Origin of the sequence: Winogradskyella sp. (assembly GCF_013213975.1) — a bacterium.
In the GTDB taxonomy this organism is placed as follows: Bacteria; Bacteroidota; Bacteroidia; order Flavobacteriales; family Flavobacteriaceae; genus Winogradskyella.
Genome location: NZ_JABSST010000087.1, coordinates 1 through 12,307, shown reverse-complemented (window position 1 = coordinate 12,307; position 12,307 = coordinate 1). Strand labels below are relative to the sequence as shown.

At 33.3% G+C, this 12,307-nt stretch carries 9 protein-coding genes and 1 rRNA gene; 9 read left to right on the top strand and 1 reads right to left on the bottom strand.

All coding sequences use genetic code 11. The features are described 5' to 3' along the window. The first annotated feature begins 329 nt into the window (after positions 1–329). The 9 genes from HRU49_RS12425 to HRU49_RS12385 all read left to right on the top strand — a co-directional run bounded on the left by HRU49_RS12425 (position 330) and on the right by HRU49_RS12385 (position 12,135). Positions 330–902 (top strand): pentapeptide repeat-containing protein, encoded by a 573-nt coding sequence (locus HRU49_RS12425; protein ID WP_296357644.1) that lies wholly within the window; start codon positions 330–332, stop codon positions 900–902. Between the two features lie 149 nt (positions 903–1,051). After that, positions 1,052–3,271: an NADP-dependent isocitrate dehydrogenase gene (locus HRU49_RS12420; protein WP_296357642.1), complete on the top strand. Its 2,220-nt coding sequence runs from the start codon at positions 1,052–1,054 to the stop codon at positions 3,269–3,271. Positions 3,272–3,397: 126 nt separating this feature from the next. Continuing rightward, a complete protein-coding gene (locus tag HRU49_RS12415) occupies positions 3,398–5,773 on the top strand; it encodes a TonB-dependent receptor (RefSeq protein ID WP_296357640.1) in 2,376 nt (791 codons plus the stop codon). A gap of 5 nt (positions 5,774–5,778) precedes the next feature. Continuing rightward, the gene (locus HRU49_RS12410; RefSeq protein ID WP_296357638.1) at positions 5,779–6,594 is read left to right on the top strand and encodes a DUF4249 domain-containing protein; all 816 of its coding nucleotides are present in this window, start codon (positions 5,779–5,781) and stop codon (positions 6,592–6,594) included. Between the two features lie 37 nt (positions 6,595–6,631). Next, positions 6,632–7,444, top strand: coding sequence for an N-acetylmuramic acid 6-phosphate etherase (gene murQ / locus HRU49_RS12405; protein WP_296357636.1), 813 nt, complete (start codon positions 6,632–6,634; stop codon positions 7,442–7,444). Beyond that, positions 7,431–7,667, top strand: a complete 237-nt coding sequence (locus tag HRU49_RS12400) for a DUF6095 family protein (protein ID WP_296357634.1) — start codon at positions 7,431–7,433, stop codon at positions 7,665–7,667. Before murQ ends, HRU49_RS12400 begins: the two co-directional genes overlap by 14 nt. Positions 7,668–8,098: 431 nt before the next feature. Next, on the top strand, positions 8,099–8,524 hold the full coding sequence (locus HRU49_RS12395; protein WP_296357633.1) for a hypothetical protein: 426 nt from the start codon (positions 8,099–8,101) through the stop codon (positions 8,522–8,524). An 88-nt stretch (positions 8,525–8,612) separates the two neighbouring features. Then, entirely contained in the window at positions 8,613–9,446 is an 834-nt protein-coding gene (locus tag HRU49_RS12390; RefSeq protein WP_296357631.1) for a GLPGLI family protein, read from the top strand. Between the two features lie 10 nt (positions 9,447–9,456). Continuing rightward, positions 9,457–12,135, top strand: a complete 2,679-nt coding sequence (locus tag HRU49_RS12385) for a hypothetical protein (RefSeq protein ID WP_296357629.1) — start codon at positions 9,457–9,459, stop codon at positions 12,133–12,135. A gap of 66 nt (positions 12,136–12,201) precedes the next feature. Here the strand turns inward: HRU49_RS12385 and rrf are convergent. Further along, positions 12,202–12,307 (bottom strand): 5S ribosomal RNA (gene rrf, locus HRU49_RS12380); the annotation flags it as partial.

The following is a 12,307-nucleotide window of genomic DNA, read 5'->3' as shown; positions in this document are numbered from 1 at the left end:
TAAGAGTCTAGGTGCTGGGAGAGGTAAAAGTTTAGTATGTTTGGGAGCCGAAGGATAATAACTGTTTATAAATAAGGAAATATCAAGAAAAACGAATCTTAAGAAGCGTAGTAGTATCAGGTCAATACATTTTGAAAGGTATGAAACGTTTCACCGAAGCGGGAACCCTTGAACCGAAAAGGATGGTGGCGCAAGCCGCACAGCTGAGTTAGTGAAAGCTAAATAGGGCACGTTAGTACTGTTTCAAGAAAAGCCATGTCAGCACAGATGTATTTCTGAGGGATATGGCTTTTTGTTTTTATAGACCCTGATATCTTTATATTTGTAGTATGGATTTACCTTTAATCGATAGTAAGACATTTACTAATAAAGACTACACATCTACTATCTTAAATAAAGCAGAATACAGCTACTGCACATTTACACAATGTAATTTTGAGAATTCAGATATTTCTAACATTGTATTCTTAGAGTGTGAATTTGTAGAATGTAATCTAAGCAATGTCAATTTAAAGCACACAACATTTAACGATGTTATCTTTTCTAGCTGTAAACTCGTTGGTCTCAATTTTAAAGATATTAGCCAATTCTTAATGGCATTTCAGTTTAACAAATGTAATCTCAATCTGAGTTCTTTCTCAGAAATGACAATTAACAAAACAAAGTTTAAAGACTGTAAGTTGCAACAAGTAGATTTTAGTTTAACTGAAGCTAAATTCTGCAGTTTCGATCATTGCGATCTTGAAAATACCATATTTGAAAACACCAATCTTGAAAAGTCTGATTTTTCGTCTGCCTTTAACTTCAGCATTCATCCTGCTATCAATAATTTAAAAGAAACACTATTTTCAAAAGACAATCTTATTGGCTTGCTAAAACCCTTTGAAATTCAGATAAAATAGCATTCACAAAATGTCGCAGTTCATTTTGTCAAATTCTTAATTTTTTATCCTTGCTCTTGCTAATCTCTCACTGTTATAACTAAAGCAATTTTGTATATTTGCACAGCTTAAAAATAAGCCTAAGCACGATCAATATATTTTCATATCCTATGACAAAAACAGCAAAGATTGTTTATACAAAAACAGATGAAGCGCCAGCATTAGCAACGCGCTCATTTTTACCTATTGTTCAATCCTTTACCAAGTCTTCTGGCATTACCTTAGAAATCAAAGACATTTCACTAGCAGCAAGAATTTTAGCTGTTTTTCCAGATTTTCTAACAAACGACCAAAAAGTTAATGATGCTCTAGCTGAGTTAGGCCAATTGGCAAAAACTCCAGAAGCTAATATTATTAAGTTACCAAACATAAGTGCTTCAATTCCTCAGTTAACAGATGCTATAGAGGAGTTACAGTCAAAAGGATACAAACTACCGGATTATCCAGAAGATCCTAAAACTGACGAAGACAAAGACATTAAGGCGCGTTATGATAAGATTAAAGGGAGTGCGGTAAATCCGGTTTTAAGAGAAGGTAACTCGGACCGTCGTGCACCAAAGGCTGTTAAAAATTACGCAAAGAAGAATCCTCATAGCATGGGAGCATGGAGTTCGGACTCAAAAACTCATGTTGCGACTATGTCTCAAGGCGATTTTGCGCATAATGAAACTTCGGTTACTATTAATGAGGCCACAACTGTTAAGATTGTACATACAGACAAGAACGGAAATACGACCATTTTAAAAGACAATTTAGACTTATTAGCAGGTGAAATTATTGACACCACATATATGAGTAAGGCAGCATTATTAAATTTCTTAGAACAAGAAATTAAAGATGCTAAGGATCAGGATGTGTTACTGTCACTTCATATGAAGGCTACCATGATGAAAGTTTCAGATCCAATCATTTTTGGTCACGCGGTAAGAACATTTTTTAAATCTGTATTTGATAAATATGCTGAGACTTTTGAAGAGATCGGTATAGACCCAAATAACGGTTTTGGAGATATCTTAGATAATATTAATGAGTTACCAGAAGCAAAGCGTAAAGAAATTGAGGCCGAAATCAATGCTTCTTTAAATAATGGACCTGACTTAGCTATGGTTAATAGCGATAAAGGCATTACCAATTTACATGTTCCGAGTCATGTTATCATTGATGCTTCGATGCCAGCGATGATCAGAACATCCGGACAAATGTGGAATAAAGAAGGTCAGCAACAAGATACTAAAGCTATCATTCCAGATAGTAGTTACTCCGGTGTTTACATTGCAACTATAGACTTCTGTAAAAAACATGGTGCTTTTGACCCAACAACGATGGGAACTGTTCCAAATGTAGGTTTAATGGCCCAAAAAGCTGAAGAGTATGGCTCTCATGATAAGACGTTTGAAATTACTTCGGATGGCAAAATAGAAGTTATTGATGCTTCAGGAAAGGTCTTAACTACTCACAATGTCGAAACTGGTGATATTTGGAGAATGTGTCAGGTTAAAGATGCACCTGTTCAAGATTGGGTAAAGTTAGCAGTTACAAGAGCTAGAGCTTCTCAAACGCCTGCTGTTTTCTGGTTAGATGAAAATCGTTCTCATGATGCTGAACTTATCAAAAAAGTTAATCAGTATTTACCAAATCATAATACTGAAGGATTAGATATTAGAATCCTTGCTCCTATCCAAGCTACTAATTATACCCTAGAGCGTGTTAAGGCAGGACAGGACACCATATCAGTAACTGGTAATGTTTTAAGAGATTACTTAACTGATTTGTTCCCTATTTTAGAATTAGGAACTAGTGCTAAAATGCTTTCTATTGTTCCATTAATGAATGGTGGTGGGTTATTTGAGACAGGAGCTGGTGGATCTGCACCAAAGCACGTTCAGCAATTTGTAGAGGAAGATCATTTACGATGGGATTCCCTAGGTGAATTCTTAGCTTTAGCAGTATCATTAGATCATTACGGTGAAGTTAATAACAATACAAAAGCTAAAGTTTTAGGGGAAGCATTAGATGAGGCTACTGAAAAGCTTTTAGAAAATAAAAAGGGGCCTTCTCGTAAAGTAAACGAATTAGATAATCGTGGAAGTCATTTTTATCTGGCTTTATATTGGGCAGAAGCGCTTGCTAATCAAGATAAGGATGGAGAGTTAAAAGCTGAATTCGCTGAAATACATACCCAAATGGCAGCGCAACAAGATTCCATTGTTAAAGAGTTACTTGATTGCCAAGGAAATGCGGTTAATATTGATGGTTATTATTTGCCGGATGAAAAATTAACCAGCAGTGCAATGCGACCAAGCAAGACACTGAATTCCATATTAAACTAAACTTATGTTAAAAGAGCTTCAATAAAATTGAAGCTCTTTTCTTATTCAATAACTTTGTGTAACAATCAATCATAACAGTCGTTCAATCAAAACAAAGCACATTACCGAAAACATAATTATTTGATTATGAACATACCGATGAGAGTACTGATACTCTTTCTTTTTTTATGCCCGCTTGCGATTTTATCCCAAGAAAAATATACACTTAGTGGTACAATAACAGATAGTCAAAGTAATGAAACCTTAATTGGTGTTAATATTCTTATTCCGGAAATTAATTCTGGTACTATGACTAATGAATATGGCTTCTACTCTATTACCTTACCAAATGGAACCTATAAAGTTCAACTCAGTTATTTAGGATTCCAGACCTTAACAGAAACTATTGTTTTAGATAAAAATATTACACAAAGCTTTAAGTTAAGTGAAGCAGCAGAGAGTCTCGATGAAGTAATTATTACCGAGAATATTGAAGAATTAAACATTAGAAAACCTCAGATGAGTGTCAATGCGCTTTCTATTAATACCATAAAGCAGATGCCTGTGGTACTTGGAGAGGTGGATGTCATAAAATCGATAACACTCTTACCTGGTGTAACCAATGCAGGTGAAGGATCCTCAGGGTTTAACGTAAGAGGTGGTGCTGCAGACCAAAATTTAATACTCTTAGACGAAGCGACAATATTTAATTCATCGCATTTATTCGGTTTCTTTTCTGTATTTAATCCAGATGCCATAAAAGATATTAAATTATACAAAGGTGGGATTCCTGCAAAATATGGTGGACGCGTTTCTTCTGTACTAGACATTTATCAAAAAGAAGGTAATAGCAGTGAATTTCATATGAATGGTGGTATTGGTTTAATATCGAGTCGTCTTTTAGCAGAAGGCCCCATTAAAAAGGATAAAGGTTCTTTTTTATTTGGTGGCAGAAGTAGTTATGCGCATTTATTTTTACCCTTATTCGATTTAGATAATGTCGCCTATTTCTATGATTTAAATACTAAATTAAGTTATAGATTAAATGATAGTAATAGTGTTTTCTTATCTGGTTACTTCGGTAGGGATGTGTTTGAATTAGCCGATAGCTTTGAAAACACCTACGGGAATACTGTAGTTAACTTTAGATGGAATCATTTATTCTCAGATAAATTGTTTTCAAATCTTTCCTTGATTTATTCGGATTACTACTATGGCTTAAAACTTGACTTTGTTGAATTTGATTGGGAATCAGGTATTAGAAATTTCAATATTAAATACGATTTTAAACACTACATCAGTAACAACTTCAAATTAGAGTATGGTTTAAATAGTATATACTACAAATTCAATCCAGGGGAAATTAACCCAACAACTGAAAGCTCAGGAATTAATCCATTTAAACTTATTGATAAATATGCCTTTGAAAACGCGATTTACTTAGACGCTGAACATAGACTTAGTGATAAGCTATTTGTAAGTTACGGAGCAAGACTCAGTACCTTTCATCGTTTAGGCCAAGATGAATTAAATAGTTACGAAAACAACAATCCTGTTATTTTTAATGAAGATCTTGGTATTTATGAAAAAGCTACCCCAACTGGTGTAGAGACTTTTAATCGTAGTGATGTTATTGAGTCGTTTGCTAATATAGAACCTCGTTTTGCACTGGCCTATCAGCTGAACGAGTATTCATCACTTAAGGCAAGTTATAATAGAATGAGTCAGTATCTTCATCTGTTATCAAATACAAACTCACCTACACCTTTGGATGTCTGGACACCTAGCGGAAAGTATGTAAAGCCTCAATTGTTGGACCAAGTTGCTTTAGGATATTTTAGAACATTTAATAATAATGAATATTCTTTAGAAGTTGAAGGATTTTTCAAGACCATTCAAAATAGAATTGATTATATCGATGGTGCTAATTTAATTGCCAATAATGCAATTGAACAAGTTATTCTAAATGGTGAAGCCAGAGCTTACGGTATGGAAGTATTGCTAAGAAAAAACGAAGGAAAGCTTAAAGGATGGTTAGCATATACGCTTTCTAAATCTGAGCAAAGAACTCCAGGTAGAACCTCAATTGAAACGGGTATTAATAATGGCAACTGGTATTTTACACCTTTTGATAAGACCCATGATATTTCCTTGACTGCCAGTTATGAGCTAAATAAAAAATGGTCTTTTAGTTCTAATTTTTTGTTTCAAACAGGACAGCCTGCGACATTTCCGAATGGACAATATGAGTATAATGGAATTATCATTCCTAGTTATGAGGCTCGTAATTCAAGTCGTTTACCCGCATACCATCGTTTAGACGTTTCAGTTAACTACAATCCCAAACCCGATAGTGATAAACGATTCAAAGGCCAATGGGTTTTTGGTATATACAATATTTACAATAGAAGAAACGCTGCTAACATATCATTTAGAGAAAATAGAACGTCAGGAACCAATGAGGCAGTTAGGCTAGCTATTTTTGGCATTGTTCCTTCTATTTCTTATAATTTTAAATTTTAGATCCGATGAAAAAGTTTATTTTTTTAATGTTTTCTATATGCCTTGTCACAAACTGTGAAGATGTGATAGATGTTGATCTGAATACAGCAGAACCACGTCTTGTAATTGATGCTTCTATTAATTGGTTTAAAAATACAACAGGAAATCAACAAAGTATAAAACTAAGTCTAACTGCACCCTTCTTTGACAATGAAGTGCCACCTGCAAATGGTGCCTTAGTTCAGATAACTGATTCTAATGCTAATGTCTATAGTTTTGTTGAGGACGGAACAACTGGCATTTATAAAAACTATAATTTCACACCCATTATTGATGAAACTTACACGCTTAATATTGTTTATGACGGTGAAACTTACAGTGCTGTAGAGACATTGAAGTCTGTAGTACCTATCGACTTTGTGGAACAAAATAATGAAGGTGGGTTTACCGGGGAAGATATTGAGTTAAAGGCATTTTATACTGATCCAGCAAATATTGAAAATTACTATTTCTTTGAATTTATTGCGCCAATTGGATTAGTCCCTTCACTAGAGGTGTATGAAGACCGATTCACAGATGGGAATCAAATATTTGGTTTTTATTCAGAAGAAGAATTGGAATCTGGTATGGAAGTAAAAATAAGAAACTATGGTATATCTGAACGGTTTTATCAATTTATGTTTATTCTTCTACAACAAGGTGGAGAACAAGATGGGGGGCCTTTTGAAACACAACCAGCTACAGTAAGAGGTAATTGTGTTAATACTACCAATCCTGCGAACGTTCCTTTTGGCTATTTTAGGTTATCTGAAGTCGATGAGTTAATCTACACTGTTGAATAACTCATTTTACCTTTTCGAAATTCATTATTTTTATATCATGAATTTCGAAAAGGTTACAGAAAAAGACTCCTATTATAATGATCTTGAAAACATGTCAGTTAATGAGATCATAACTCATATTAATACGGAAGATAAGAGTGTTCCTATTGCCGTAGAAACAGCGCTCCCACAAATTGAGGCTTTAATTGAGCAGGTTGTAATTAAGTTGAAGGTAGGTGGTAGATTATTTTACATTGGTTCTGGCACTAGTGGACGCCTAGGGATATTAGACGCGTCTGAATGTCCGCCAACCTTTGGTGTTTCCCATGATTTGGTTATTGGCTTAATTGCTGGCGGAGACCATGCGATTCGCAAGGCTGTGGAAAACGCAGAGGATTCTACCACCCAAGGTTGGGAGGATCTTAAAGCATATAATATTTCACAAAACGATGTCGTCATTGGCATTGCAGCGTCAGGAACAACACCTTATGTTGTGAGTACCTTGAATGCCTGTAATGAGCATAATATCATCACTGGATGCATAACTTGTAACCAAAATAGCCCTTTAAGTATAGCGGCTCAATATCCTGTCGAAGTTGTTGTAGGTCCAGAGTTTTTAACAGGTAGCTCAAGAATGAAAGCTGGTACAGCTCAAAAATTGGTACTTAACATGATTACTACAACCAGTATGATTCAGTTGGGGCGCGTAAAAGGTAACAAGATGGTGGATATGCAGTTAAGTAATAATAAATTGGTCGATAGAGGTATAAGAATGATAATGAACGAATTGAAGGTATCAGAAGAAAAAGCCACTCAATTATTACAAGAGCATAAAAGTGTAAGACAAAGCATTAAATATGGACGAAAATAATAGAACCGATAAAGCCCTACTCACAAAAGGCTTAAAACGTATGGGTATTTGCCTGGTATTAATGTTTGCAGGCCCCAGCTTATTGTATTTAGCATTGAGTAATGACGGTAAGCCGCTTTACATACCCTTGCTTATCATTTCCATTTTGATCTGCATTGCGGCAATTGCCATGTTATTTATAGGTCTTAATACTATTGGTAATAGCATGTTTAAAAAGAAATAAGCACACTCCAACAACTCTTTCTTTTGTAGTAAAGTTAACTACCTATACTTATAGTATAAGACAAGATTAATCAGAGATATTTAAGTTTTATTTTTAACTGACATTTACAGCACAAGTGGTAGCAAAAAGTGCTCTTAAAACATAAAGTAAGAATTTTCTTAAAATACGTTGCGGTTTTTCCGTAAATCAAATAAAGAAAGAAAAATATTACATTTTTTGTGCTATGGCTTCTATATTTTTTAATTAGCTTTATCAAGCTATTTGTAGAATGCAAAGAGAAATTAAGAAGTCGCTTTGTATCTATGTTTAGCATGTGTTAACACCCAGCTTGTACAAGCTTATTTTTATTCCCTAAGAATTAAAATAGTAGCGCTGGTAAAGACTTCTTAACAAATGACTACTAGTTGTTGTCCCTTAAGCAAAAGCGTTAAATGACTTCTATCCCATTATTTGGGAAAATTATTTTATTAACTGCCATATATTATGGTTTAAACTTTAAAATTTATGAAGAAAGTTTTTTTTGCTTAGCATTCTTAATTGCTTGTAGTGTTTCATTTGCAAACAACGCTCAACCCGAAATCAATTGTGATATTGACCAAATTACTAAGAACGTCGACTTTGATGTTGTAAAGACAGGAAATCTTGATGTAAAGATTGACATTGTGAGTACAGAATTAAATGAAGATTTAATTTACGTATGTTCTTGTTATGCCACAATTACAAATAGTGAAACTGGGTATTCGGAGACTATAAATATGCAAGGCTTCGGTACAACTGCAGCAAGTGCATGTAATAGTTATTACACTGCTGTTAGTTTTGCGGCTAAAGTAAGAATCCAAGAATTACAGAACGATTAATAAATAAATATTTATTGATTTATAATCATTGGAGATTTGGAATAGTTATTGCCATTTTAAATCTCCAGTATTTTTATTCCTTTATTTAATGAAAAAAATAACAATAACTTTCTTTTTAGTATTAGTTTGCTCAGTCATACTATCTGCACAGCAAGATTCTTTGCATATTTATCAGATTAAATATGAAAAATCCATTACGCTAACAGGTTCTTCAAGACCTTTCAAGTCAGATTACGAGTATACTAAATTTATTGAGTTAGAAAAGTCGATTTTCAGTAAAGTGACTAAAACCCCAAATACTAATACCTCAGAAATGAGTGAGGACGATGATGCAATTTTCTTTTATACATCTAGTGGCAAGAATACCAATACGGTGTATAAGGACTATAATGAAAATTCGTTTTTTGCAAAACATCAGCTCACCAGTAGATATTTTTTAGTTAAGGAAGACTTAGATGTTTTTGATTGGGAAATTTCAGATACAACTAAAGATATACTTGGATACTCTTGTCAGCTTGCAACGACTAAATATAGAGGCAGAACTTTTAAAGCTTGGTTCACCTCTGATCTTCCAATTGGAGGTCCTTACAAATATGATGGCTTGCCTGGTATGATATTAGAAATCGAATCTACAGATGGTTTTATTAAATTTGAAGCCTATGGTATAAAAAATAGTGCGGTAGTCCAAGGTGAAAACGAAATAGAAAATCCTTTTAAAAGTAAAGATGCCTATAGTTGGGAGGACTTCAGTGCGTTGTATAAGAAAAAGGCACTAGAGTTGATTAACTATAGACCATCAGAAAATGCTCTTGGAACTACAATATCTCGTTGCGCAATAGAATGCTATATTAAAGAGGACGATAAAGAATATAATGAAGCCATAGCCTCACAACAGAAAAAGATATCGAGATATAAGAATTAGTAATTATTAGGTGAATTTGAAAAGCCTTCATGTCAAAATTATTCATATTACGATTGCTGTATGCTCTGCCCTGTCTTTAAGTTATGCACAACAAATTAAGGGTACAGTATCTGATGCGGATGGCAATCCAATTTCAGCAAAACTTTTATTAAAAAGTCCTGATAAGCCAGAAACGATATCTGAGTTTACTTTAGTTAAAGGTGGACAGTTTTCCTATCAACTAAAAAAATCATATAACAATGGTGCCTTTATCGAAATTACAGCTACAGGCTTTAATAGCATCGAAGAGTTTATAGAGCCAAGCAAACTTAAAAACACTTTGAATTTCAATTTTGTTCTATTAAAAACTAAAATTGAAAAGCTCGACGAAGTTCTTATTACATCCAATAGAAGACCTTTTACCATTAAAGAAGATACAGTCACATATCATGTAGACAGTTACAAAGATGGAACAGAACGGAAAGTTGAAGATTTACTAAAAAAACTACCAGGTATCGAAGTAGATGATGCAACCGGTAACATTAAATACAAGGGTAAAAGTGTAGAAACTGTAACCTTAGATGGTGACAATCTTTTTGATTATAACTACGCAGTTGGTACCAAAAACATTAATATCGATTTAGTTGAAGACATTGAAGCCATTGAAAATTACTCTGAAAATAGTCTTCTAATGGGTATTGAAAATAGTGATAAAGTAGCCTTAAACCTTAAGTTAAAAGAAAACAAGATTGATATAAGCGGTAACATTGACGTAGGCTTGGGTGATATCCCTGATTCTAATTCCACGCCCTTAGATGCGTCATTAGTACTATTAGGAATCCAAAAAGCGCACAAATCATTTGGTTTGGCCTCATATAACAATATTGGTGAAAATTCATCATCATTCAATTATTATAACAATAGTATTACAACGGAGCAGTTAAGAGAAAACAAGTACTTTTCAGAACGTATTATTCCTGAGTATATTTCAACGCAAAATATAAATAACCAACTAACCAACATTAATAATCAGTTTTTTGGTAATTTAAATAGTATCTATAATCTTTCTGATAAAGTGAAAGCAAAACTTAATTTGTTTTATCTATCAGATCGCATAAGGAGCAATCAACGTTATGAAAGTAATTTTTCGATTGACACTGAAAATTTTAGCACGTTTGATAACAACTTTATTAACAAGAAACCAAAACAATACAGAGGTGATTTAGAACTAAAGTTTAATACATCAAAAACAACACTTCTAGAATATAATATCAGTCTAAGGGACGAAGAAATTGATACGGACAGAACCATTTTTTCGAATCAGGACAATGATTTTAGATCCAATCTACTTTCAGATAACATATTCTTAAAACAACGACTTGAGTTTACCAAAAAACTATCCGCAAATAAAGCACTTCAATTAGATCTAATCAATACTATAAATAGTTTAGATCAGGAATTTCATATAAGTCCTTCTGCTCTTAATAGTCCAGCGCTAAATTCTGATTTCCAGAATAATGATTCTAAAGCTATAAATACACGATTCAAAGCCATTTATTTAGGAAAAAGTAATAAGAAAAATAAATATAATATTACTGCCGGTTTTAATTTAAGAAATGAGAGGTTCAATTCTAACCTGTCTAGTGAGACTAATAGCCAAGAAACTATAGACAATAGCACCAATGATTTAAAGTATGTTCAGAATGAAATGTACTCCTTAGGCTCTTATAGTATGCGATTAAATAAATTTACCATAACACCGCGATATGCTTTTAGGTATCTCCATTTAGACTTAATGCAAACTACTGAGAAATTAAAGTCAAATGGTTTCATCTTTGAACCCTCTTTAGATATCTCTTATAAAATTGATAAAACATCATTTATTAGATTTAATTCGGGGATTAATAGAAATACACAAAATCTCCAAAATTTGTATTCAAATACAGTTTTGGCGAGCAATAGAATCACTAAATCAAACATTCCTAATATAAGCTTACAGAAAGGTCAAAATTATGGGTTGCTTTACTCAAAAATTGATTTATTTAATCAATTAGAAATCACACTAGGAGCCAACTATTTTAAGCTCGACGGTAATTATTTTAGTAACATAGAGGTTAATGAAAACTCCATAAATACTATCAATTTCTTTTTGCCAAATGGTACTGAAAACTGGAATTTCAATTTTAATATTACAAAATTGATTCCTGCTCTTAAAACCAACGTAAAATTTAGTTCAAATTATGGTATCAATAATTTTAAAAACATTGTAAATAATTCGGATTTAAGATCGAATAAAAGTCATTTTTCTAATAACAGCCTCTTTTTAAAAACAGCTTTCGATTCTTCTTTCAATTTTGAAAATAAAATAAGCTATACCTTTCAACAAAATGAAAGTGAAAACACGCTAATCAATAGATCCATAGATAATACTTTTAAATTGCTTTATCAGCCATCTAGACAATTGTTTTCTACTTTAGAATATAACTGCTTTGTCCCAAATCTCAATGATAACAGCAATAACTACAACTTTTTGAATCTTAACTTATGGTACCGGCCTGACAATAAAAATTGGCAGCTTACACTTTCTGGTATGAATTTGCTAAATGAAAATTTCTTTGTTGAACGAAACATTAGTGCAATTTCTACAAACTCATTTCGTACCAATCTCATCAATAGGTATATTCTGTTAAAATTCTCCTATTCGTTTTAAAGCTTAATCGCAAAGCTCTCGGGTATTTAAAAACAAAAAACCCAGTTCTTAAAGAACTGGGTTTAAAAAAGGCGGCGACCTACTCTTCCACAAATAGTAGTACCATCGGCGCAAACGGGCTTAACTTCTCTGTTCGGAATGGTAAGAGGTGAGCCCCGTCGCTATAACCACC

What these genes read in the sequence shown, in the direction of transcription:
- HRU49_RS12425 (WP_296357644.1), top strand. Translation starts at nt 330, where the DNA reads ATGGATTTACCTTTAATCGATAGTAAGACATTTACTAATAAAGACTAC.
- HRU49_RS12420 (WP_296357642.1), top strand. Translation starts at nt 1,052, where the DNA reads ATGACAAAAACAGCAAAGATTGTTTATACAAAAACAGATGAAGCGCCA.
- HRU49_RS12415 (WP_296357640.1), top strand. Translation starts at nt 3,398, where the DNA reads ATGAACATACCGATGAGAGTACTGATACTCTTTCTTTTTTTATGCCCG.
- HRU49_RS12410 (WP_296357638.1), top strand. Translation starts at nt 5,779, where the DNA reads ATGAAAAAGTTTATTTTTTTAATGTTTTCTATATGCCTTGTCACAAAC.
- murQ (WP_296357636.1), top strand. Translation starts at nt 6,632, where the DNA reads ATGAATTTCGAAAAGGTTACAGAAAAAGACTCCTATTATAATGATCTT.
- HRU49_RS12400 (WP_296357634.1), top strand. Translation starts at nt 7,431, where the DNA reads ATGGACGAAAATAATAGAACCGATAAAGCCCTACTCACAAAAGGCTTA.
- HRU49_RS12395 (WP_296357633.1), top strand. Translation starts at nt 8,099, where the DNA reads ATGACTTCTATCCCATTATTTGGGAAAATTATTTTATTAACTGCCATA.
- HRU49_RS12390 (WP_296357631.1), top strand. Translation starts at nt 8,613, where the DNA reads ATGAAAAAAATAACAATAACTTTCTTTTTAGTATTAGTTTGCTCAGTC.